Origin of the sequence: Flavobacterium sp. FlaQc-52 (genome assembly GCF_044007495.1) — a bacterium.
Classification (GTDB): Bacteria; Bacteroidota; Bacteroidia; order Flavobacteriales; family Flavobacteriaceae; genus Flavobacterium; species Flavobacterium cupriresistens.
The window spans coordinates 161445-186154 of sequence record NZ_JBIPCV010000006.1 but is presented as its reverse complement, the minus strand read 5'-3'; the positions used below and the strand labels follow the sequence as shown (position 1 = coordinate 186154).

Below are 24710 nucleotides of genomic sequence, written 5' to 3'. Positions count from 1 at the left end.
GAATAAAGGTTCATGGGAGCATTTCACCAAAAAGCAAAAGCAAATCCTTCAAACTCGTCCGGACTAAATTCGAGACAGGGCGAGGATTTTTTTGGTGTACAGGCAAAGCTTAACATCGGAAAATCAAATGATAAATTTGAAGCCGAAGCCGATCATGTAGCCGAAAAAGTAATCTCCAATACGCAAAAGAATACAGCACCGGAACCTTTTTTCAGTCCCTCTCCTATTGCTCAGAAAAAACTAAATGACGTACAGAAAAAAGAAGAAGCTGAAAATACTCTTTCTGAAAAACCAATAGCTGAGAACATCAGTCCGGTGGGTCAGTTAAAATCGGAAAAAGAAGAAACAGTTCAAAACAAAGTTGAGGTTGCGACTCCCGAAATAATTCCATCTGTTGAAAGCAATCCTTCCATTTTGCATTCCAATTCAGAAAAAGAAGAAACGATTCTAAACCAAACAGAAGTTACTGCACCCGAAACAACAGCAGTAGGAGAAAACAACGCTACTCTTTTTCATTCGAGATCGGAGAAAGAAGAAACCGCTCCAAATAGAACCGAAGTTACAACTCCTGAAGCAACTGCAACTGTTGAAAAAATGCCGACACCAAAGCCATTGATTCAACAAAAGAAAGTCGAAGAAGAAGTTCAATCCAAAGAAGAAGAGGAAACGCAATCAAAAGAAGAGGAAAATGGACTCCAAATGAGTGCGGGTGCTGATGCAGATCCTACCGATAATTCTGATCTTGAAACCGATTTAAACAATAGCAAAGGTGGTGGTTCTCCGCTTCCGGAAAATGCCAAAACAGAGATGGAATCAGGGTTTGGAGCCGATTTCAGCGATGTAAAAATCCACAATGATTCCAATGCTGTTCAAATGAATCAACAACTGGGCTCTCAAGCATTTGCAAACGGGAATGATATTTATTTTAATGAAGGGAAATTCAATCCCGACTCTCCATCCGGAAAACACTTGCTTGCTCACGAACTGACACATACTGTTCAACAAGGTGCATCAGCTCCCGCCGTTCAAAAAAAGGAAGAAGAACCCAAAAGTTCATCACCGGAAAATTCAGGAACCGAGAACACCTCTTCTGAGAACGCTTCTTCTGAAAACACCTCTTCTGAAAACACCTCTTCTGAAGACACTTCAACACAACAAAATCAATCGTCTCAATCCAATAATGGAGGTTCAACTTCTGATAGTACAGCAGCCGATCAAAACACTTCTGGAACCGATTCGACTTCGCAATCGGGTACACCCGCAAATGATACTCAAAACCAATCGGTACCGGGGGCAACCACAGATTCAACGAACCAATCAACGACAAATGCAAGCGGAAATGAAGAGGCCAACCAATCAACAACACCAGCAACAGCAAGCCAAAACAATGAGTCTACCAGCAGTGATTCATCAGATGGTACCGGTACAACTTCGTCAGAAACCACCTCAACATCTTCTACAGGTGGTGCAGAAACGGGTGGTGGTTTTGCCAGTTATGATTTGTTTATTGCTTATGTTGAAGAGAAAAAACAAGCCTCTATTACCTATTTCACAAATCAAAAAACAGCACTTACAGACGGAATCAATGAGGAGAAGAGAAAAACCAAAGAGGCTGTTCAAACCGAAATCGACCGATTAAAAGAAACCAAAAGAGCGACTCTTGAAAAAATCAATAAATCCTATGAACAGGCAAGCAATGCTATAAAAGAAAAACGAGACACTGAAATACAACAAGCAAAAGATACCGCCATTGAAGAAATAGCAAGGGTAGATGATGTCATCCTAACCAAAAAAGAGTCACTTACCTCTATCGCCGAGGATAAAGCAAAAAGTGTGACTGCTACAGGAACCGAAGAATCTACCAATGCCCTCAAAACTACTTCTGCCAACATTAAGCAGATTGACGCCATTATTCAGCAGAAACAAAGCCAATACAGCGGCAAGGACAATGCCGGCGACATTATTGAAGCCGCCTGGTCCAGCAAGCCTGATACCATTCAGAAAATTCAGGAAGCGGGTGATCTTATTTCTTCCGAAGTCATTTCGCATTCCTTAAAATTAGCCGGCAATTATCGCGAAGATGCGACGAATGTTTGCTCCGAATTTGGTAACAAAAAAGAAGAAGCAATAAAGGCAATCAATGACAAAAAAGACGAAATCATCAAGGCCGTAACCGAATCTGCAGCAAAATCACTCACTTCTCTGGAGGAAGAAACAACCAAGTTAAAAACCGAGCTAGGAACCAGCATCACTTCGCAAATTGCCGTACTGGAACTGATCCCGACAAAAATAGACACGGAATTAGACGATATTTTAAAAACCGGAATTTCAAATACTGATAAAAATCAAACAACCACACTGGAAGAGATTGATAAGTTCAAAACCGACATCAGCGAAATTTACTGGTATAACGAAGAAGTGACAGAAGCACAAAATGATTTAGGCAAAGCTATTGACGAACATCATAAAGACGTTGACAAATACATTAAAGACGTCATCAAAAAAGTGTCTGATGTTACAACAGAATTCAAGACTAAATTTATTTCAACTCAGGACACCATTAATACTTCTTTATCTGAAACAGCAAGCGGCTATCAGGAATCTGCCGACAAACTAAAATCAGATACCGTAAAAGAAATTAATGGCAGCGCAAGAGAGGCTGAAACCGATACCAAAACCGTGGCAGATGATTTGGGTTCAGGCTTACAGGAACAAATTGATAAAAGCGAAACCAAATGGAACAGTCAACTTACTGACGACGTCTCTAACATGCACGAAACGGTAAGCAAAGGTCTGGAACAGCAAACAGAAATAGTAAACCAGTTTACCGCCAATCTCGACAGGGAATTCAATCGTTCCAGTTCCTGGTGGGATACGTTCACTGATTTCATATCCGGAATGGCAAGAGGTTTTGTGGAAGGTTTTACCACTTTGATCACTACCATAGGAAAAGCAATGGGAACTTTAATTTTCTGGATCATTGTGATCATTATTGTCATCATAATTCTCGTCCTGATCTTTAAATTCGGAATTGCTTTGGCTGTTATCCTGAAAGTACTGCTTGTTGTCGGAATTGTTATAGCGGCTCTTTTTGCCATCTATTACATCTACAAGGCGGTCACTACAGAAGGTTTAAGTCCTTACGAAAGAGGACGATTATTCGGAAGAGCTCTTTTTGAAATTGCTTTAGCCCTCGTCGGAGCAGGTGTTTATTCCCGATTAGTTGGCTGGTTGGCACGCATCGCAAGAATCTCGGCAATTGTAGCAAGAGTTGGAGGGCTGGCGCGATTCCTCAGAATTGTTGTTCTGGTGGGAGATGTAAAAGCCTTTATTGCCCTGATCGACAGCATGGCCAATATTGAAAGATTGCTGCTATTAATCGAAAAAATTAAAGACGTTACGGGGCTGATTAAACTACTGACTAGCGCCGATGATGTAGCCCGAATAATTGAAGCATTACTCGCCGTTGGTAAGGCTGATGAATTACTTAGTATTCTGACCAAAGCAGATGATATTGGCCGGGTTTTAGCCCTTATCGAAAAAGGAATAGTAGCCGGTCATGCCGAAAGCCTGATCACCATAATGGGGAAAGCAAAAGAGCTCGTCAAATTAATTACGATACTGGAACGTTCGGGCGATGATATCGGAAGACTAATAAGAGTGCTGAATAAAGCAACTGACCTGGACAAAATGATCATTGCTATGGAACGTGTCGGAGCATCCAATCTCGGAAGATTAATCACCTTAATCGAGACCGCCGACGATACTGCAGCATTGCTTCGAATTGTAACCAAAGCCGCAGATTTTGCCACCTTACTAAGAATAGTAGAAGAAGCGACAGAAGTAAATAAAATAGTAGCACTATTTGACAAAGTTGCCGAATTGGATAAACTGGTTATCGCTTTTGACCGATTTGCAGACACCGATCGCTTATTGGCTGTATTCAACGGCGTAACAGAGTTCGACAAGTTAGTTACCCTACTGGGAAGAAGCACAGCCTTAGATCGTTTGGTTCCTTTTCTGGAAGGATTATCAGATATAAACAAAGCCATACCAAAACTGAATGGTTTAGCCGGTGAATTGGATGATTTTGTACGATTCCTCGACGAACCGGGAATGACAATTGCCAAACTGGAAAAACTCCTTTTCATGGATAACTTAACGGTAGCCAAATTAAGAAATCTTCTGACTCATGCCGGCGGTGTTGTAGATGATTTAATAAGGGTTTTAGATGAGGTTAAGGACCTTGATAAAGTAACCAACTTCATCAACCATTTCGGTAATTTTGCTGATCTGCTGACTGTCGTTGACAAAGCAATTGCATCTGGTTTATCACGTGCTACTTCGGGTTCCACTTTTATTCTTGACTTTCTTGAAGCATGTCCGACCCATGGGTTCAAAAAAATTGATAAAATAGTGGATTTCTTTGACAGAGGTCTCGCCAGCAAAACTCCCGGAATTACAAAATGGTATAAAGGATTAGAATATGCAATAAACCTGGCCAATGAGTGCAGAGGGGCATCGAACCTTAATTTTCCGGCCAGAGGAGCCAACGGAATAGGTCAGGTTGGTCAGAAAAGTTTACAAATTGCGGACGGAACATTTGTAACTGTTACCATTGAAAACGCTGATATTTCACATATAGCAGCCGGTCATACCTGGAAATACTTCTATGTAAAATCTTTTGCCAATATTGAGTCGAACGTCAGTATGTTTGATCTTGGAACCGATATGGGACAATTGGAAAATCTGGCCCGAACTCTTTTGAATTCCCCTGAAGTAGAAGCTTTAGTAAAAGGTTTAGCCCGAACCGATGTACGACAAGGGACATTAGCTTCAGGACATCAGGTATGGGTAAGTCTGGACAACATTAGAGGAATAATGTCTATCTATCCGCAGGGAAGTATCGGTTTTCAAATTGAAGGGAAACTCATGAAAGCTGCAATGGTATTGTACCAAAGTATTTAATTCATCTAAAAAAAACCTATTTTTACTTTATCCCATTTTAATGTAAAAAACTAAAAACAACTAAAATATAATGCTAACATTTTACCTTTATAATCCGGCAGATGATGATAGTTTCGAAGATGATTTCTTGCCTAAAAGCGCAATCAATATCCGAGATTTTCTTGATAATCCCCCGTTCTGGAAACCCAATCTGGAGAAAGTTATTCTTATATTTAACGGGATTTCGATGTCATCAGACGAAGATTTTAATCCTTTCGGCATACTGGAGCATATACTTCCTCAATTAATTGAGTTAAAAAAAAGACTGTTGAATGGAGAATTTGCCTTATTAAGAACCTGCATTTATAGTGAACCTTTATTTTTTATTTTTGAACCTAAAGGCCATTTAACCTGTTTTTCATCATTGGGCCGCTTACCCTCTCCCTACTATTCTTATTATCCGGCAGCCAAATCTCCGAACTTTTTTAAGGAGGTAAACCAACGAAAAGAATTATATGATTTTGTTGAATCAAACAACAAAGGCAATTGGAAAGAAACGTTGACAGGAAATCTCCCTGAAATTAAAGATATTGAATACCTAACCGATCCTTTTATGACATCGGTTAATGAACAAATAGAATTAGGAAATGAATTAATTGAATTTTTAAGAAAACCATCATGAAAACACTATTTGAGATTCTAAAAAACCAATTCATCTTTCAGCTTGACACTCTTTTTCAGGTAGAAAATCCAGCGGAAAAATTCATCGTCAGAAAACTGGATGCTACGGGATTTGTGAACGAATTCATCATAGAAAATAACCTGTCCGAAACCGATATACTGTTACTGGCATTGGCATTGGTTCCTAATATTCATCCTGATTTTTTAAGCTCCATCATAGCCGAATACCTACCCAATGGTGGTGAATTACCTGAATTCGGCGGCATAAAAACAAAGAACCACCGCGGGATTTTACCAACGGGCGAAACCGCTCAGTTTTTAATCGCAGGAAACCATCTCGAGAATAGAATCTCCTTTTATAATTACCTGCACAACAAGTCTTTCCTTTATCAAAAAGGAATCATCAAAATAGACTCGGTTAGCAATGGCGAACCCAAACTAAGCGGTTTGCTTGTTTTAGATGATGAATATGTCGAAAAATTCATTACCGGAAAAATCCTGAAACCGCAGCTCAGCAGCATCTTCCCCGCACAATTAATCGAAACACAATTAGAATGGGGCGACTTGGTACTCAATTCTACTACTTTAAATAACATTAAAGAAATAGAAACCTGGTTGAAATTTAACGACATCATCCTAAACGAATGGAACATGAAATCCAAAATAAAACCGGGATACAGAGTCATGTTTTATGGTGCCCCGGGAACCGGAAAAACGCTCACCGCCTCCCTCCTTGGGAAGTATACTAAAAGAGATGTCTACAGAATAGATTTATCGATGGTAATTTCAAAATACATTGGTGAAACCGAGAAAAACCTCTCCTCACTATTTGACAAAGCCGCCGACAAAGACTGGATCCTTTTCTTTGATGAAGCAGATGCCGTGTTCGGAAAACGAACCAACGTTCGCGATGCCCATGACAAATACGCTAATCAGGAAGTTTCGTATCTGCTGCAACGCATCGAAAACCATCCCGGATTGGTTATTCTGGCTTCGAATTTTAAGGCGAATATTGATACGGCTTTCACCCGCAGATTTCAATCTATAATTGAGTTTGAAGTCCCTTCTTACGGGGAACGCTTGCGTCTTTGGGAAAATAACCTGCCAAGAGGAATTAGAATTTCTGAGGACGTAAACCTAAACGAACTTTCCAAAAAATACGACATTACAGGTGCCAATATTGTAAACATCATTCAATATGCCTGCCTGAAAACATTAGAAGACGAAAACGAAACTATTAACCTCACGCACCTTCTTCAAGGGATAAAAAAAGAGTATGCTAAGGAAGGGAAAATGATGTGATTCAAATACTACTTTACTGAAAACAAAAGATTTAGCCACAGTATGTCCTGATTTAATTGACAGAACAAGGGAATCTGCTTGCCAAATGCCTAAACATAATGTGTGTTTTTAACTCATCTTACGCTTAAAAAAAGTATCTGCTTTTATTTCTGATAATTGAACTGAAGTCGCAGGAACACCATAAGTGATCAAGCGGTCAATCAAATTTTCGAGATGTAAACTATCCCGCAAAACACATTCCGCAATCAAACAATATTCTCCCGTAATACGTTTACAAGTGAGAATTTCAGGAAACTTTGACAGATCAGTAATGAATATTTTAAACTCATCGTTTTTGAATTTTAAGCTAATAATTACCTTTAATCCGTAGCCTAGTTTTTCAAAATCTATAACTGTACTGAACTGTTTTATCACCCCATTTTCAACCAAATTTAAAACGCGTTCTTTCGTTGCCGATTGCGACAAAGCAATTTTTCTTCCGATTTCAGCATAACTCAATCTTGCATTTTCGTTCAGGATTTGAAGAATTTTATAATCAAAATCGTCTAAAGTTATTTTCATTGCATCTTGTTTAAAATAAAATTAATTTAAGCTAAATTAATAAATATTACCATTAAATCCACTTTGACAAAGAAATCAAAACCTTGAACTTTGATTAACTTAAATTTTGAACAATGACAAGAATTAACTTTGCAGAAAATGGAAAAACCTCTTTTGAAAAACTTATCGGACACAATACTCAAATTCTTGAAAAATGGATTGAATTGGAGGAATCTTTTTGGGAAAAAACGTCCTTAGACAACGATTTATTAGAACAAATAAGAAGAGCAATGGCTTTTGAAAATGGTTGTGAATACTGTATGGTAAAAGGAGGAAGACCCAACTTTGATGAAACTAAAATAAAAACTGCAACTGTAACTGCTTTTGTCGAACTGTTTTGTAAAGACCACCAATCCATTTCAAATGTGCATTTTGAAATGCTTAAAGAGTTTTTCTCTGAAAAGGAAATTTCGGAATTGTGTACCTTCATCGCTTTTATCAGCGCTTCACAAAAACTCGGAAAAATTTTCAACTTAACTGAAAATTACCAATTAAATGCAGTGGTACAATTAAAAGACTTAAACTTATAAACGATACACAACTACTAAGGTTTCGTTAGACTTAAAAAGCCAACGAAAAATCTCTAGCGGACTGTAGTAGTCTTTATTTACTTTTCCTCCATATAAAAGCAGCAGATTTTTTAAAACTATGCGTTAGTAGTCCATGCAATAATATAGGAGCCATTTTTTAAATTTGTTATAACTTCATCAATGTCAGTAGGATTTACAGCTAAACAACCTTCTGAGCGACCTGCTCTGCTAGTTCCCTTATAATTTGGGACCACATAATCTGCTTTGTGAATTACAATAGCTCTTGCTCTTACATTTGAATTTACAGCTTCTTGCCCATCTAGCCTTAATGAAAGTCCATGTTCTCCATTATAAGTCTCTGCTGTTTTATATATCCCCAAACTTGATTGATTAGAGCCAATTACATTAGAAAAATTTCTTGCATACGATTCTCCTGAATTCTTTCCGTGGGCAACCAAATAGGATTTGTAATTCTTATTTTTCAAATTAAAGATAAAAAATCTTTTCTCTGAACTTGGTTTATTAAAATCTACTACTGCCCAATAGTTTGCCGTACTTTCGGGATACGAGTCAAATAGTTTTTCAAGTTGCTCCTTCTGTCCTAATTCAGTTGCTTTATTTAACGCAATTTCTTTTAGCTCACTCTTTGGATCAGTAACTGCAATTGGAGCAATTTCTTCTCTTGTATTTTCAACTAGATTTATCTCATCAGCATTGAATCCATATGTATCAACATACTCTTGTACTTGTTTTAAGAGTTCATTGCAGGCGCTATTTATTTCCAACCCTTTTTCGGCATCTCCGTTATGTTTTACAGGAGCCCAATGATTGGATACATTTCTTAATGCGATAGCAGTAAATTCTATAGAAAATGCAGGACACTCTTTTGATAATTTTTGAAACTCGTAAGCGTCTCCGGCCCCATAATTTTCGGTTTCTTCGGACTTAAACCCTTTTTTGAAATACTCTAAAAAACCATTTGTGTTTGACGATCTGTATGTTTCAAACACTTGTGATAATTTATCTCTTGCAACACTCCTTACATTATAACTGGTTTGAAACAATCCCGCTTCCGTATCATCACCATGATCAAAATTCATGGTAATGTCCCTGCCTGCACAATGTTTTCCGTTACTTTCCATAACACCAAGCCCAAACATAAGAACAAACAGATGCCTTAACCTGTCCTCTTCTCCATTATCATTTTTCATCCCTTTACCAGCAAACACAGTATCAAATCTTTTTAGAGCATCTCTATCACGATCTGAATGAAGTGCTTTTGCCATTTCTTTGACAAGTGGATCTCCCTTTTTTAATCTTTTATATAAAACCGCAAACATAAGTGCCATACCATAATAGTAACCCCAAACAGCCTTCCCTCTATTTTTCCAATCTGTGTTAGTAATATCTTTTCTATCTACGATATCTGTTATCGCAATTTCATGATTATTGTCTTGTCCCACTTTTAATTCTAAATCGAGTTTGGAGAGCGTTGTAGTGTCAATAATTCCTGTATCAGATAAACCAGATGAACTTTGAAATTTTTTAAGCGCCACTGCTGTGCCATTGCCAAAAATACCGTCTACTCCATTAGGGTTAAATCCTAAATCAAGTAGTCTTTTTTGTAGCGTCTCAACATGTATTCCTCTATCCTTATTTTTCGGGATAATTGCTATTTTTTTAGTCATAATATTTAGTATTAAGTTTTTTATACATTTAATTAAGCACTTAAAAGCAAAACAAAAATTGTAAGACATTTTCTTTAATAACAATTAAAAAAAATCAAAATAAAACATTCTAAAAATAAATAAATCAACAACTTAACTCAAAATAAAACATTTACAAACAACTAATGTACGACTATTTTTTAACAAGATTAATCATTTTTTTTGCGAAATCATATAGCAGTAAATTTAATTAAATTACCCACTTTCAAAGACTTCTGATAAAACGATGTCCGATAGCTTTTGTTTGTTTTTTAGGATTGCCAGCGAGCATCTTAGTCTCTAAACCAATGCTAACACTAATCTTGTTGCTAACAGAACAAGAACCCAAACATTCTTCCAAAATTTAGTAAAGCAAATTATTTAAAATAAAAAACCATTTTCTCACATACCGATCGGTATTTGTTTCTTATATTTGTCCTACTATTAGTCACAAATCCAAACAAGCCATGAATACTTCTGAATTTATATTGGATAAAATTGCGCCCGTTTTTAATAAACAAGGCTATATTGGAACCAGTTTGTCGGATATTACAAAGGCTACGGGGCTGACCAAAGGGGCTATTTATTGCAATTTTGCCAACAAAGAAGATTTGGCACTGCAAGCGTTTAAACTTAATGTCGGTATTGCTATAATTCCGTTGTTTAAGCTGGTGGCGACCAAGGAAGGTGCTATTAACAAATTACACACCATAACCAACTACCATCGCTCCTATTACGATTTGCTCAAGGACAGAGGTGGTTGCCCGATGTTACGGGTTTCTGTTGACACCAAATTTGTAAATCCTCTATTGTTCGAAGCTGCCGAGAAGTTATCTCAAAAATTCATTAATGGACTAACCGATATCATCAACGAAGGGATTAGCAAAGATGAAATTCAACCGGATACCGATGTAAACAAATATGCACAACTCATTTTAACTATGATAGAAGGCAGTTCTCTTTTGGCATTTACACACAATGACGACTCCTACATTACGCATGCAATGGATTTCATTGATGACATACTAATTAAAAACATAAAAAAGTAAAAAAATTTAACCCTACATATACCAATCGGTATGTGATAATTTAATTAAAAATGGAAAAAGTATTAAAAACAAAAAGAAAAATCAGATTTCAGGATTGCGATCCTTTCAATCATTTGAACAATGCAAAATACCTTGAATATTTCATTAATACCCGTGAAGATCAAATTGCAGAACACTACAATCTTGATATTTTTAAATTGATGAAAACAACCGCGCTGAGCTGGGTTGTAGCTTCCAATCAGATCAGTTATATGAGACCGGCCTCTACAATGGAAACCGTAGTAATCGAGTCTCAACTGATTCAATATACTGATAATGTTTTACTGGTAGAAATGAAAATGTGGAATGAGAATGAAACAGAACTAAAAGCATTGCTTTGGATAAAATTCATTCATTACAACCTTCAAACAACAAAAGTAGCCAATCACGCTGATAATTTGATGCAATTATTCCAATCGGTTGTGGTTCCTGTTGAGCAAACTGTTTTTGAAAATCGTTATTTAGAGATCGTTCAGAAAATGAAAAGTTATGCTTAAACCGGAGATAACCGCACGCAAAGTTTAGTTATAGTATTACGAATTCTTTTTAGTTTTATACTTGTTTTTTTACACGCAGATTTAGCAGATTGCACAAATATTTTTTTGAGAGATAAATAAGATCAGCCTAATCCGCTACCCGAGCGATAGCGAACTGGCTAAGCAAATCTGCGTGCAAAAGAAAATCTTTGCGAGCTTTGCGTTAAATTTTCCGCAATCCAACTATAAAGAATAAAAAAAGGGCAGAACCATTCTATAAGGTTCTGCCCTTTTTACATTTCACACAATTACAAAAAAATCTTTCAAGAACTGAATTAAAATTTACTGAGAGCAAGAATTAAATACTATTGTTATTCACATTCTGGCACTATTAATGTTTACACAGTGTTACATCAAAACTTTATTTATAACCAAAAGAAACCAACACATGAAAGAAACCCTTTTTAAAAATCTAACCTTCTCCCTGATCATAACAAATATTTGGACAATTTGTGCTTTCTTCATTTATTTCTTTGAATCACCTGGCTGGTTTCATGGGTTCGGGGTTTTTGGTTTTTACTTAAACAGTTGTTGGGTTTCCGGGGCAATTGGAGTGATTTTAATACTATTAAGATTCTTTTATTTTAAAAACGACAAGAAGAACAAATTAAGTTTAAGTTTTCTTTATTGCTTTTTCGGCATATTTAATCTGCTTTTATTTGCACTGTTTTTAATACTTGCTCTCTTTGAAATTATAAATGGCGGTTTTTTAGACCTGTTTTTATTTGCCAATCTTATTACTGCAGTTTTTATTCTTTTTGATATTTATAAAACGGTAAAGTTGAGCGATCCTACTAATTAATTCAAGCTGCTAGTTAATAATTAGTTGATCCTATTTGACGAAAACATAAAAGGATTGAGAGGTGTATCTTGTCTTTAGCCGAAAGAACCAATATTTTAAAATTCTTAAAGTACGAATAGAATGATTCATTATCATTTTATATACACAAAACTCCTTAATTTCTTAAGGAGTTTTTGTGTGTATTCTAAAGAAAGTATTTCGCAGTCTTGCCTGAATTAGGGAACTAATATCCGTAGTCTAGTATCCAAAATTCGTTACCTGAAAAGCTTCCATTCTTCTGCTTTGTCCAACAGTTCCGGCAACCTGACCACTGCTTACCCATGGTAACCAGCCTAATTCTGCCACATAAGCTCTGTAGTAACTTGCAGCATATACCTGAATTGCCTCCATTCTTCTGCCTAAACCAACGGTTCCTAATGTTCTCGAACATCCCTGATCGTACCAACCAAGTCCTTCTACGTGAGCAATTCCAATTTTACAAATAGGACTCGGAATGTAACCTCCAAATTCAACAGCCTCCAATTGTCTGCTTTCTCCAATTGTTCCTATTACTTGTCCGTATGGCGTCCATGGCAACCAACCTTTACCTGCTACATGTGCTCTATATCCACTTGTCGCTTCAGCTGCTTTGCCAGTCAGTTTCTTTTCAGTGGCCAGTTCATTCAACTTTTTAAAATAAGCATCGCTTCCGGCTGCTTCTTTGGTTAAATTCCCTGTCTCAAAATCATAAGAATTTCTCAGTATCTCGATTTCACTTTTCTTATTCGATAACTCAAACTCCTTTACCATTAAGCTGATAATTTCGGGTGGAATATTTTGTAAGATCTTGCCATCCGGATCAACGGCAAATTTCAATTCTTTGTTTTGCTCCACAGCCGATGGCTCCTGAGCAATTTCATCTGTTTGACAAGAAATAAAAAGGGATACTAAAAAAGCAACTAAAATAATTTTTGTTTTCATAATACAATGATTGGTTAATTAATGGTTAATACTAATGCTTAATTTTACTTGATTTAACAAAAAATACATTTATACATTATCAGTCAACGACTTAACACTATAACATTTTCAGCAATACATCTTCAAAACAATCTATTTTTAATCATTCTACTATATCAAATATATAAAAATAGTTTTAGTATCATGAGAAATTTCGTATTATATAACCCGCCGTTAAAAAATTTATTCTACCATTTATTTGGGCTGTCTTATAAAAAGGAACCTCGAAAAAGACACTTATTTTTTTTTGAAATTAACATTAAAAGCACCAAAGAGTTTATTTACATTTGTACGCGCAATGGTTCAACTGCATTTTTCGGTGTAGTTGATTAAAAGGGAATTAGGTGCAAATCCTGAACAAGCCCGTTACTGTAAGTTTCATACAACATTTTGACAGATTGCTGTTGATTTTTCAAATCTCCAAAATCTAATCTTTTGCCACTGCATTTTTAGAAATGTGGGAAGGTTGCTCAAAATGGAAACAAGTCAGGAGACCTGCCACTGCTTAATAGTTTAAAGTTTTCGTGGAGCAAAACTTTAAGCCCGAACACAAACATCAAATTCAAATTTGGTTTTCGTTTTCGTTTTTTCGCTTTTAAAGCAAAAACAAGAATAGAAAATAATACTCTTTTCGTTTATGAATAAATTTTTAATTGCATTAGCCACAACTCTATTCCTCACCGGATGTTCCAAAGATGAGACACCTTCCGAAGTGGTATTACCGGAAGTAACATTTGATGAACCAACAAATGGTTTTACAATTGAAAAAATGCAATGGTTTCACCTCCAGCCTAAACTTAAAAATCCGGATAACGTGACTTATACCTGGCTGTTAAATGGAAAAATAATTGCGACCACACTTGATCTAATGTACGTGTTTGCACAAGCCGGAACCTATAAAATTGACTTTAGAGTAAAAAACAATTCCGGTGAAATCTTTAAAAAAATCACCGTTAATGTAAATGAAAAAACCTATCTGAACGGAGTCAAAAATGTCTTTGAATTCTTTCCTGCTCCCGGGCAATTTACAAATGCGCTACCCGAAGCAACTGTAAAAGACACTGACGAAACCATGCGAAAAAAAGCAGAAACGGCACTTACAACAGGAAGCTTGGTAAGTCTTGGCGGATTTGGAGGTTATATCGTAATGGGATTTGACCACACAATTATCAATAAAGAAGGCAACGATTTTATTGTCCTTGGAAATGCGTTCAGCAATTGGGGCGAACCCGGTATAATCATGGTTTCCAGCGATGTAAACAACAACGGAAAAGCAGATGACGAGTGGTACGAAATTGCAGGCTCAGAGCACAATAAACCAACAACAATCAAAAATTACGAACTGACGTATTACCAACCCAAAAGTGAACCTGAAAACCCATCGGAACCCAATTACATTCGTTGGACTGATAATCAAGGACAAACAGGTTATATCTCTAAAAATGCTTATCATAGCAATCCTTTCTATCCAACCTGGAAAGGCACCAGCATTACCCTAAAAGGAACTTTCTTAAAAGCCAATATATACGATAAATCCGGAACAGGCACGTATTGGGTAAACCCCGCCTACGACTGGGGCTATGCCGACAATTGGTCCAACACCGATGAAAAAGCCCAAATCGATATCAGTTGGGCCGTAGACAAAAAAGGAAACCCTGTAAAACTACAAGGAATTAACTTCATCAAAGTCTACAATTCAAACCGTGCCGAAGGTGGATGGCTAGGGGAAGTTTCTACCGAAGTTTCGGGCTTTAAAGATTTGAATTTATAATAGTTTCAAGCTATTGGTTTATACGAGAAACCATCGTGAACTTTATATAAAACCTAGCGCTCTTTGTGGTTATTTTATAGATCATTTGTCTGCTGTTTTTTAACCGCAAAGAGCGCTGAGTTTTTCTTTTTCACGCAGATTTAGCAGATTGAACAGATTTTTTATAAGAGGTAAACAGATCAGCCTAATCTGCTAAATCTGCGTGAAAAAAAAGTACAAAATTTAAAAGGATTTACTATACCATAATTAAACTTCGCACCCTTGCGGTTAAGCCTACACAAGAATCTATATTCCATAAAAAACATACATACATGTGTGATTTCTCCTTACATCGAAAAGACAAACATTACGCAGCAAAAAAACGCAACCAACAAAATGATTCGTGCCAATTCGTGAAATTCGTGTCAAACATTTTTCTTTGTAAAGCACTAATCCTCCTCTATGAAAACAAAAAAAAGACCGTCTCAATAGACAGTCTTCTGTATTTTTACCATGCAAAATGACCTAAGCCATAAACAAAGCGTACTTATTATAATCGTACAAAACCTTATCGTAAGGCACTAGTTTAGGATTTATTACTTCAGAAGAAGCATCAAATTTAATCCCGTTATGTTTTCTGAACAAATAGATCTCTTTCAGGCAATTTGATAAACTCTGGTGAATAGACGTTGTAAAAGTTGGCAATTGCTTGTCACCTACCAATAAATCTATTTGATAATTTGAACTGCTTTTAGAAAGGTTATTACCAATGATTCTTATTGTAAATTGTGTCTCCTTTCCGTATTGTTCGCCTTTATATTGTACTACCATAATTTTATAATTAAAAGGGTTAATTTAAGATTTTATTTTTCATTCCAACATTGATAACTAAAGTTATGAAAAAAAAGCAAATGAATAAAAAATCGCTTCAAAAATAAATGTTATTTAAATCATGTCCAAAAGTTGCAGCGTCTTTGTTAAGATTTCTGTCTACTCAAAAGCGCAAGACCACAAACCAGAAAAATCCTTTTAATCCTTTTAATCTGTGACGAAATAAAAAAAAGATCTGCCACAGATTAAAAGGATTGAAAGGATTACTTTTTTCTACAGAGTGACGAAATCTTTCATTCGAGTCTTCTTTTCATACGGATAAGGTTTAACCTAAAAAAAAACACGAATTGCACGAATTAACACGAATTAATTAGTGGAAATTTGTGAGATTCGTGGCTATAAAAACATCCCGATAAAGTCTAACCTAAAAAAAACACGAATTACACGAATTAACACGAATTGATTAGTGGAAATTTGTGAGATTCGTGGCTATAAAAACATTCCGATAAAGTCTAACCTAAAAAAAACACGAATTACACGAATTAACACGAATTTATTAGTGAAAATTCGTGTAATTCGTGGCCATAAAAACATTCCAGAAAGTTTAGCTTCAAAAAAAAAAAACGCCACAAATTGCGCGAATTGATTAGTGGAAATTCGTGTAATTCGTGTTCATAACAATTCCGTACTCCACTCACTTTTGGGCAGAAAAAAACCGTAACGAATTACGGTTTTCAACAATTAACTAAATATATTTAATCAACTTTTTAACGAGAGTGAAATTCATTCATAAGCATGATTAATTTTGGGTAACAATTGTAGTTTCTTTTTCATTATTAATTTCTAACAAAACCGGATCTCCGTTTTCGTCAAACATCGTCATATTCAGTGCATCTAATAACACCAGGTTTTTAGAAACGGTTCCTTCAAATTTATTGTATGAAAGATTCATTTCAGACAAATTATGTAACTTTTCCAGTCCTTTTGGAATTTCACCTCCAAAACTATTGTCAAACAGACTTAGATTTTCAAGAGCAGAAAAATTAAGTACTTCATTACTTAAGTTCCCGGACATCTTATTATTATTGAGCAGCAATACCTTCAATGTCTGAATTTTATATAAAGAACCCGGCAGTTGCCCTTCCAGTTCATTATTAAACAACGACAGTATTTCTAACTGCTTTAATTTTCCAATCTCTATTGGCAATTCTCCTGAAATTTTATTAGCGAAAAGCTCCAAATTTTTCAGTTTTTTTAATTCGCAAATCGAAGCCGGTAATGTTCCTGACAGCTCATTTAATGAAACATCGAGAACTTCAAGCTCCTTCAGATTTTGAATTGCTACAGGAAGTTGTCCTTTCAGACCATTTTCATGTAAATCGACGGCAATCAGATTTACTAAATCGTAAAACTCACCTGGTAATTCTCCCTGCAAATTATTGTTGGCCAAATTAAGCCCGACAACTTTTCCATTTTCAGCTGTTACTCCATACCATGTAGCTACTGATAATGACAAATCCCATTTTATTTTCCATTGTGATCCATTAGTAGCATGGTACAACTTAATAAGGGCATCTTTTTCTTTGTCCGAAACAGTATCTGCAAAAATATTTAGAGAAAAAACAAGTGCTAAAAAAAGAGTGATATAACTTTTCATAACAGATTTGGGGGTTTGTTTTCAGGAATAAAATTATACATTTTACAGACATAAAGCACATAATGTCGATAAAGTGTTAATAAGTAATTTATTAACGTTATTTATACTACTTATTACAAATTTCCAAAAGTTTTACTTTATTTGATTAAATTTGACTAACTAATCATAAAAACCTCATATTATGGAAATTAACTTTATTGCACTACTAGTTGCTGCTATCATGACACTTGTCGTTGGTTTTGTCTGGTATCATCCAAAAGTCTTTGGAACAGTATGGATGAGAGAAAGTAATCTGACCGAAGAGGTCCTTCGAACCGGAAACATGCTTAAAATTTTCGGATTAACATATGTTTTTTCGCTAATGATTACCATCGTTTTAATGGCATTGACTATTCATCAATCCGGAGCAGTAGGAATGGTCGGCGGCCCTCCGTTGATCGCCAGTGCAAAACCATCGTTTGCCGCTTTTATGGCAGATTATGGAACTGCCTATCGCACTTTTAAACACGGTGCGCTGCACGGTTTTGTCTCAGGCCTGTTTTTTGCTTTTCCCGTAGTTGGGATTAATTCGCTATTCGAAAGAAAATCATGGAAATACATTTTGATTCACGCCGGATTCTGGATCGTCACACTGACTTTAATGGGTGGAATCGTTTGTGCATTTGCCTAACCACATAAAAGAACACAACCCGTTTGAAATCAAAACTCAAACGGGTTTTTCTTAATAATAACTTAAACAGGATTGGTTCTTATAAATATTATCTAATTTTGACAAAATTAGCATCTACTTTTGAGTACAACTTATACTTTCCAATTATACAATAGCGCTTCATCACTGCCTTTAGAATGGGATACGCTAACCACCGAAAACATCTTTCTGACCCGGAAATATCTCGAAGTACTCGAAAAATCTTCTCCGGCCAATATGTTTTGTCATTTTATCGGAATTTTTAAAAATGACAATCTAATCGGAATCGCTTTAACTCAATTTATTTTCGCAGAAAAACTCGAATCTTTTGGAGAACGGGATCAATGCTTAAAAACATCGGTTCGTAATTTTGCGTTTAAGAATTTTGCTTCACATGTTTTGTTTGTGGGCAACAATATGCTTACGGGACAAAATGCTTTTTCTATTGCTGAAAATGCAAATCAGGCAAAAGTGATTAAAACACTCCACAAAGCCATCACTGAACTCAAAAAAGAGCTTAGAGCAAAAGGGAAGAAAGTTCATATTACCAGTATAAAAGACTTTACCGAAAGTGAGATTGAGCCTTTAAAAAGTGAATTCAAAAACAACTTTACCTTCTCTACGCAGCCCAATATGATTTTTGAAATCAATTCGAATTGGAAAACGGAACAGGATTATATTGAAGCACTTTCTAAAAAATATCGCGACCAATACAAACGCGCCCGCAAAAAAGCAGAAGGAATCGAGAAACAAAAAATGTCGCTGGATGACATTATAAAATATGAAGATACGATTTATGATCTTTATTTTCATGTGGCAAAAAATGCGCCTTTCAACACTTTTTTTCTGGCTAAAAATCATTTCCGCACTTTTAAAGAAATCATGAAAGAAGACTTTCTTTTTTATGGTTATTTTTTAGATGGAAAGTTAATCGGATTCAATACTTTGATTCAAAATGGCGCTGTGATGGACACCTATTTCCTGGGCTATGACGAGAGCATTCAGCGTGATAAAATGCTATATCTCAACATGCTTTATGATATGATCGCTTATTCCATCAATCATGGATTTTCGGAAGTTGTATTTGCCAGAACTGCTCTCGAAATAAAAAGTTCCGTAGGTGCAAAACCTGTAAAAATGTACGGTTTAATCACCCACAGCAATGCTTTAATCAATAAAAACATCGGTAAACTATTTGATTACTTAGAGCCCAAAACAGAATGGAAAGAAAGAAATCCTTTTAAATAATTTTAAGGAATGGCTATTTTCATTTGTTTGTGCAGAATATGAATGTCTAAAGAAGTCTGCGCGCCGCAATACTCCCCGTCAATCTGAAAATTAACCGGATAATTGGTTTTAATAGTGGCTTTATCGGTCGAAATGATCACAATATCCTCGGAATCAATCGGCATGTTTCCCGTAATAATTTTTCCAAGCAATAATAAATCGAGGCTTTTAAGAATCACCAATTCAAACTTACCGTCATTCATTGCTCCGTGAGGATTGATCGTGACACCTGTTCCATATTTCTGAGAGTTCGCAATGACAATCATTCTTGCCGTGTGCTCGCTTGTTTCTTTATTGGTCGTAATTGTTGCTACAAAAGGATCATTGGAATCCACCAGCGTCGTGTAGGCCTGCAAAGCGTAGCCCCAGATCCCTCTCCAGTTACTTTCTTCGTAGTTTTTTACTAAATCAGCATTGATCCCGATATCACTCAAGTGAATGCTTTTCTTGCCGTTGATCGAAATCATATCTATTTCCATATAAGAATGCAAAAAAGCAATTTCCAGATTCTCTTCTGTTGAATCCGGTAAATTTAAATCGACAGACAAACCATTAGCAGAACCGGCGGGCAAAATACCGATTACAATATCGTATTGCTCCATTGCTTCGGCAACCATTTTTATAGTTCCGTCACCACCAGCCACTACAATTCTTTGGGGACTGCATTGCTCATAAAGCAATTGTATCGCTTTAACATCGGACTGGCCTGTGGTTTCATACACCACCAAATTGAAGTTATTTGTGATCGAAAACTCATAGACAGCCTCCATTAAATCTGACTTATCCAAATCACCCGAAATAGGATTTACAACAAAAACGATATTCTTTTTCAAAATTTAATTTCTAAAACCGATTAAAATAATTAATTTCCAACTTTATATAAAAGTACACAATTAATGAAGCCAATTCTACAATTATATCGGGGTTATGCTAATGATCAGGAATTAATCGTGATGGGGCATGTCTTTAAAACATTGTATGATTATGATTTTCAGAAGAAAAACTTCAAAAACGCTACTTCTATCGTTAACTTATTTCGGATAAAAACCATTCGGAATTTTGATGTGTACTTAAAATTCGGTCATCAGGAAATTCACTCGAAAACACTCGATGATGGTTATTTCAAATTCTGTATTCCAATTCAGGATGAGCCCAATTTTGGGTGGATGGAATATGAAGTCAGCATCCGATACAAATCAGAAACCATAACCGCCAAAGGCAGTTTTATAAGGCCTCACGAAGGCAATCTTGGAATCATATCCGACATTGATGATACTTTTTTGATTTCTCATACGCGAAATGTCTTCCGAAAAATATACATTCTTTTATTTAAAAATGTCAACGACAGAAAGGTTTTTAATGATGTCGTTCCGCATTATCAGGCTTTAAGTTCTGCCGGAAGAAACAATAAAGAAGAAAAAAATGCCTTTTTTTTTGTTTCCAGCAGTGAATGGAATTTATACAATTTCATCGTAAAATTCACCAAAATACACCGACTGCCCAGAGCTGTTATTTTATTGAAGGATATCAAAACCGGAATCACTGATTTTTTTATGAGTGGCAGAGGCAATCACGATCATAAATTTGACAAGATCAAACATGTTTTAGAGTTCTACCCCAATCTGCAGTATGTTCTCTTGGGAGATGATTCGCAACATGATCCTGTTTTGTACGAACGCATTTGTAAAATATTTCCCGTAACCGTAAAAGCGGTTTACATCAGACAAACAGGCAAAAATAAAAAAGAAACGACCAAAACCATTCTCAAAAATCTGGAAGGTTTAGACATTGCGGTTTGTTATTTTAAGGACAGCAGCGAAGCTATTATGCATTCTAAATCTATTGGGATTATTAAGTGATTTACGAATGCTTTTTTTTATTCGATTGTCACCCTGAGCGAAGTCGAAGGGCTGGTTAGTTAAAAAGGGGCTTCGACTTCGCTCAGCCTGACAGATGGGAAATAGATGAGATGAAATCTGCTTAAAAAAAAACAGATTTTCTATGAATAATTGTACCATAGAAAATCTGTAAACTAAAACTGTGACTGAGACTGTAAACTGAGACTGTAAACTGTGACCGAGACTAAAAACTGCGACTAAAACCTAGACACTAAAATTATCAATCTCTTCCTGAACGATTTCCCAATCTAATAGTAACTGGTCAAGATCTGCTTTTTTCTTGTTGTAAGCCTTGAAAAAAGAAGCGTCTTCTATATGTTTGTCATAATTAGAAGTCAACATTTTGTCGTCGTGTTGAATGTCTTTTTCTAATTGTTTGATTTGACTTTCGATTTTACTTAATCTGTTTTGCAGTGCTTTTCCTTTTTTCTGATCTTCGTATGAAGTCTTGTTATTTTCTTTTGGAGCAGCTACTTTTGCAACGTCTTTTTTCTCGACTTCACGCATGTTTTCAAGATTGCGTTGCTCTAAGAAATAGTTGATATCACCCAGATATTCTTTTATTTTCTGGTCTTTAAATTCATAAACGATATTCGACATTCCCTGAAGGAAATCTCTATCGTGAGAAACCAATAATAAAGTACCACCGAATTTTTGAAGTGCCGCTTTCAGAACGTTCTTAGATTTGATGTCTAAGTGATTCGTCGGCTCATCCATTAGCAATACGTTAATCGGTTGTAACAACAATTTACAAAGTGCCAAACGGTTGCGCTCACCTCCTGAAAGTACTTTTACTTTTTTCTCTACATCGTCACCACGGAATAAAAATGATCCTAACATATCACGAACTTTAGAACGGTTCGTATCTGTTGCAGCATCTTCCATGGTTTGAAGTAAGGTGATTTCACCATCCAGATATTCTGCTTGATTTTGGGCAAAATAACCCAACTGAACGTTGTGTCCTAACTTAATATTTCCCTGGTATTCAAATTCATTAACCAATGCTTTGATAAAAGTAGACTTACCTTGTCCGTTTTGTCCAACAAAGGCAATTTTGCTACCGCGTTCTACCAATAGGCTAATCTCTTTTAGGATTACTTTATCGCCATAACTTTTAGTAACATTCTCTGCTTCAACGACTACTTTTCCGGGTTCTTTTGAAACAGGGAAAGAAATATTCATTACTGAATTATCGTCTTCGTCAACTTCGATTCGTTCTACTTTATCTAATTTTTTAATCAACGATTGCGCCATCGAAGCTTTTGAAGCTTTCGCACGGAATTTCTCGATTAATTTTTCTGTTTCTTCAATTTTCTTGGCTTGGTTCTTTTGAGTTGCCAATTGTTTCTCACGGATTTCGTGACGCAATTCCAAATACTGCGAATATGGTTTATTGAAATCGTATGCTTTTCCTAACGAAATTTCGATCGTACGATTGGTCACATTGTCCAAAAACATTTTATCGTGCGATACAATTACCACAACTCCCGGATAATTACGAAGGAAACTCTCTAACCAAATGATACTTTCGATATCTAAGTGGTTGGTAGGCTCATCCAGCAGCAATACATCATTGGATTGTAATAATAACTTCGCTAATTCGATACGCATTCTCCAACCTCCCGAAAAAGTCTCGGTTTGGTTATTAAATACTTCTCTTTTGAAACCTAATCCTAAAAGAATTTTCTCTGTGTCTCCCACATAGTTATAACCTCCTAAAAGATCAAAACGGTGTGTGTAATCAGATAAGTCTTCAATGATTTGGCTGTATTCTTCACTTTCATAATCGGTTCTGGTAACCAATTGATGATTGATTTCTTCTAACTTTTTTTCAACAATTTTAATCTCAGTAAAAGCTTCATAAGCTTCTTCCAATACGGTTCTTCCTTGTTCGAAATCAATATCCTGGCGTAAAAACCCCATTCGAATATCTTTTTCCTGAGAAATAACTCCTGAATCCGGAGCAAAATCTCTCGCTAACATTTTAAGCATCGTCGATTTACCGGCACCGTTTTTACCAACAAGACCTACGCGGTCTCCTGCACCTAAACGAAAAGTAACTTCTTCAAATAAAAATGTTCCTCCAAAAGAAACCGACAAATTGTGTATATTAAGCATAATGTATGACTATTGTTGTATGCGACAATGACTGAATAAACCATTGTTATTTATTAAATTAACGTGTAAACGGGTCGAAAAAACAACCTTTTTTACGATACGTTTTGAAAGTGCAAAAGTATAACAATTAATTGAAGTTTCTACGTTGAAAAACAATAGCTTTTGCAATATTCTCCCGTACAAAAAAACGGACTGAAAATTACATGTAATTTCCAATCCGTTTTTTAATATGTTTATATTCTTTGTGGTTTTAAAAACCTCTTCTTAAAATTAAGCTTCTTTAACCTCCGGTAACATGATCGAAGCCACAACCGAAATTAAAAGAACGCCTCCGATTACCAATAAAGAGTAAACAGAATCGACATGATAGAATGGCGAAATGATCATTTTTACCCCGATAAAAGATAAAATAATTGCCAAACCGTATTGTAATTTACTGAATAAATGAATGAAATTATCCAATAAGAAGAACAATGCTCTAAGTCCTAAAATCGCAAAAATGTTTGACGTATAAAGAATAAACGGGTCATTTGATATCGCAAAAATTGCCGGAATAGAATCTACTGCGAACAATAAATCGGTAAATTCAATCACCGCAACCACAACTAAAAGTGGTGTTGCTAATTTTTTTCCGTTTTCATACGTGAAGAATTTATCTCCATCGTACTTATCGCTAACACTGAAAAACTTTCTGATCAGTCTTGCTCCTCTTGTATTGTTGTAATCCTCATCTTCGTCCTCATCTCCTGAAGACCATGATTTGATCCCTGCATAAACCAAAAACAATCCGAAAGCGGTCATAATTAGGTTGATATCGTATTTAAATCCTGGGATTCCTGCAAAGCTTAACAATTTATTCAAATAGGTAAGTTCGATTAAGAAAGCACCTGAGAAGATAAAGATCGCTCTTAAAACCAATGCTCCGATAATTCCCCAGAACAAAACTTTATGTTTGTTTTGATTGGCAACATCAAAAAACTTAAATACTAAAATGAAAACAAAAAGATTATCAACAGAAAGTGCTTTTTCAATCCAATAAGCCGATTGAAATTCATAGAATTTTGCCGATCCGGCGAAGTGGTACACTAAACCACTAAAAATCATCGCTAAACTAATCCAAACTAAAGACCAGGTTACTGCTTCTTTATTGCTTACTACGTGACTTTTTTTATTGAAGATTCCTAAATCCAACAATAGCATGATGACTACTGCGATCGCAAAAACGATAACCAGACCGGGATGTTCTGAAAAAATTGGGTGTTGATTCATTTTAGATATTAATTAAGTTAA

18 protein-coding genes and 1 riboswitch are annotated in these 24710 nt (G+C 35.8%); of the genes, 10 read left to right on the top strand and 8 right to left on the bottom strand.

The genetic code is table 11. From position 1 onward, the window contains the following. Positions 1-12 precede the first annotated feature (12 nt). The 3 genes from ACHRV5_RS12955 to ACHRV5_RS12945 all read left to right on the top strand — a co-directional run bounded on the left by ACHRV5_RS12955 (position 13) and on the right by ACHRV5_RS12945 (position 6930). Positions 13-4968, top strand: coding sequence for a DUF4157 domain-containing protein (locus ACHRV5_RS12955; RefSeq protein WP_395427025.1), 4956 nt, complete (start codon positions 13-15; stop codon positions 4966-4968). Positions 4969-5038: 70 nt separating this feature from the next. Continuing rightward, positions 5039-5629 carry a hypothetical protein gene (locus ACHRV5_RS12950; protein ID WP_395427024.1) on the top strand — a complete coding sequence of 197 codons (591 nt, stop codon included), beginning with the start codon at positions 5039-5041 and terminating at the stop codon, positions 5627-5629. Beyond that, positions 5626-6930 carry an ATP-binding protein gene (locus tag ACHRV5_RS12945; protein WP_395427023.1) on the top strand — a complete coding sequence of 435 codons (1305 nt, stop codon included), beginning with the start codon at positions 5626-5628 and terminating at the stop codon, positions 6928-6930. The genes ACHRV5_RS12950 and ACHRV5_RS12945 overlap by 4 nt, the downstream gene beginning before the upstream one ends. A gap of 108 nt (positions 6931-7038) precedes the next feature. On the opposite strand, the gene ACHRV5_RS12940 is transcribed toward ACHRV5_RS12945, so the two are convergent. Continuing rightward, positions 7039-7491, bottom strand: coding sequence for an Lrp/AsnC family transcriptional regulator (locus ACHRV5_RS12940; protein WP_395427022.1), 453 nt, complete (start codon positions 7489-7491; stop codon positions 7039-7041). 113 nt (positions 7492-7604) lie between these two features. On the opposite strand from ACHRV5_RS12940, the gene ACHRV5_RS12935 reads away from it, so the two are divergent. Continuing rightward, a complete protein-coding gene (locus ACHRV5_RS12935) occupies positions 7605-8060 on the top strand; it encodes a carboxymuconolactone decarboxylase family protein (RefSeq protein ID WP_047778562.1) in 456 nt (151 codons plus the stop codon). Between the two features lie 116 nt (positions 8061-8176). Here the strand turns inward: ACHRV5_RS12935 and ACHRV5_RS12930 are convergent, their stop codons facing one another. Next, positions 8177-9748, bottom strand: a complete 1572-nt coding sequence (locus tag ACHRV5_RS12930; protein ID WP_395427021.1) for a murein L,D-transpeptidase catalytic domain-containing protein — start codon at positions 9746-9748, stop codon at positions 8177-8179. Positions 9749-10233: 485 nt separating this feature from the next. Between ACHRV5_RS12930 and ACHRV5_RS12925 the strand changes: the two genes are divergently transcribed. Next, a complete protein-coding gene (locus ACHRV5_RS12925; protein WP_395427020.1) occupies positions 10234-10815 on the top strand; it encodes a TetR/AcrR family transcriptional regulator in 582 nt (193 codons plus the stop codon). A 50-nt stretch (positions 10816-10865) separates the two neighbouring features. Beyond that, complete coding sequence (locus ACHRV5_RS12920) at positions 10866-11351, top strand: thioesterase family protein (RefSeq protein ID WP_047778560.1); 486 nt, start codon at positions 10866-10868, stop codon at positions 11349-11351. Positions 11352-12429: 1078 nt separating this feature from the next. Here ACHRV5_RS12920 and ACHRV5_RS12915 read toward each other — a convergent pair. Beyond that, positions 12430-13152: a hypothetical protein gene (locus tag ACHRV5_RS12915; protein WP_395427019.1), complete on the bottom strand. Its 723-nt coding sequence runs from the start codon at positions 13150-13152 to the stop codon at positions 12430-12432. A gap of 321 nt (positions 13153-13473) precedes the next feature. Then, a riboswitch (cobalamin riboswitch) is annotated at positions 13474-13709 on the top strand. A 119-nt stretch (positions 13710-13828) separates the two neighbouring features. Between ACHRV5_RS12915 and ACHRV5_RS12910 the strand changes: the two genes are divergently transcribed. Next, a complete protein-coding gene (locus ACHRV5_RS12910) occupies positions 13829-14962 on the top strand; it encodes a PKD-like domain-containing protein (protein ID WP_395427018.1) in 1134 nt (377 codons plus the stop codon). Between the two features lie 504 nt (positions 14963-15466). Here the strand turns inward: ACHRV5_RS12910 and ACHRV5_RS12905 are convergent. Together ACHRV5_RS12905 and ACHRV5_RS12900 are read right to left on the bottom strand one after the other, a co-directional pair. Continuing rightward, positions 15467-15772, bottom strand: coding sequence for a hypothetical protein (locus tag ACHRV5_RS12905; RefSeq protein ID WP_047778555.1), 306 nt, complete (start codon positions 15770-15772; stop codon positions 15467-15469). A gap of 799 nt (positions 15773-16571) precedes the next feature. Then, on the bottom strand, positions 16572-17429 hold the full coding sequence (locus tag ACHRV5_RS12900; protein ID WP_395427017.1) for a Two component regulator three Y domain protein: 858 nt from the start codon (positions 17427-17429) through the stop codon (positions 16572-16574). A 181-nt stretch (positions 17430-17610) separates the two neighbouring features. Between ACHRV5_RS12900 and ACHRV5_RS12895 the strand changes: the two genes are divergently transcribed. Together ACHRV5_RS12895 and ACHRV5_RS12890 are read left to right on the top strand one after the other, a co-directional pair. Further along, complete coding sequence (locus ACHRV5_RS12895) at positions 17611-18099, top strand: DUF1761 domain-containing protein (protein ID WP_395427016.1); 489 nt, start codon at positions 17611-17613, stop codon at positions 18097-18099. Positions 18100-18219: 120 nt separating this feature from the next. Next, positions 18220-19365 carry a GNAT family N-acetyltransferase gene (locus tag ACHRV5_RS12890; protein ID WP_395427015.1) on the top strand — a complete coding sequence of 382 codons (1146 nt, stop codon included), beginning with the start codon at positions 18220-18222 and terminating at the stop codon, positions 19363-19365. 2 nt (positions 19366-19367) lie between these two features. Here ACHRV5_RS12890 and ACHRV5_RS12885 read toward each other — a convergent pair whose 3' ends face one another. Then, entirely contained in the window at positions 19368-20237 is an 870-nt protein-coding gene (locus tag ACHRV5_RS12885) for a diacylglycerol kinase family protein (protein ID WP_047778551.1), read from the bottom strand. Positions 20238-20300: 63 nt separating this feature from the next. Here ACHRV5_RS12885 and ACHRV5_RS12880 point away from each other — a divergent pair, with 63 nt between their 5' ends. Further along, complete coding sequence (locus ACHRV5_RS12880) at positions 20301-21263, top strand: App1 family protein (protein WP_230004654.1); 963 nt, start codon at positions 20301-20303, stop codon at positions 21261-21263. A 243-nt stretch (positions 21264-21506) separates the two neighbouring features. Here ACHRV5_RS12880 and ACHRV5_RS12875 read toward each other — a convergent pair whose 3' ends face one another. Together ACHRV5_RS12875 and ACHRV5_RS12870 are read right to left on the bottom strand one after the other, a co-directional pair. Then, positions 21507-23420, bottom strand: a complete 1914-nt coding sequence (locus tag ACHRV5_RS12875; protein WP_047778549.1) for an ABC-F family ATP-binding cassette domain-containing protein — start codon at positions 23418-23420, stop codon at positions 21507-21509. 270 nt (positions 23421-23690) lie between these two features. Then, the gene (locus tag ACHRV5_RS12870; protein WP_047778548.1) at positions 23691-24689 is read right to left on the bottom strand and encodes a TerC/Alx family metal homeostasis membrane protein; all 999 of its coding nucleotides are present in this window, start codon (positions 24687-24689) and stop codon (positions 23691-23693) included. Positions 24690-24710 lie beyond the last annotated feature (21 nt).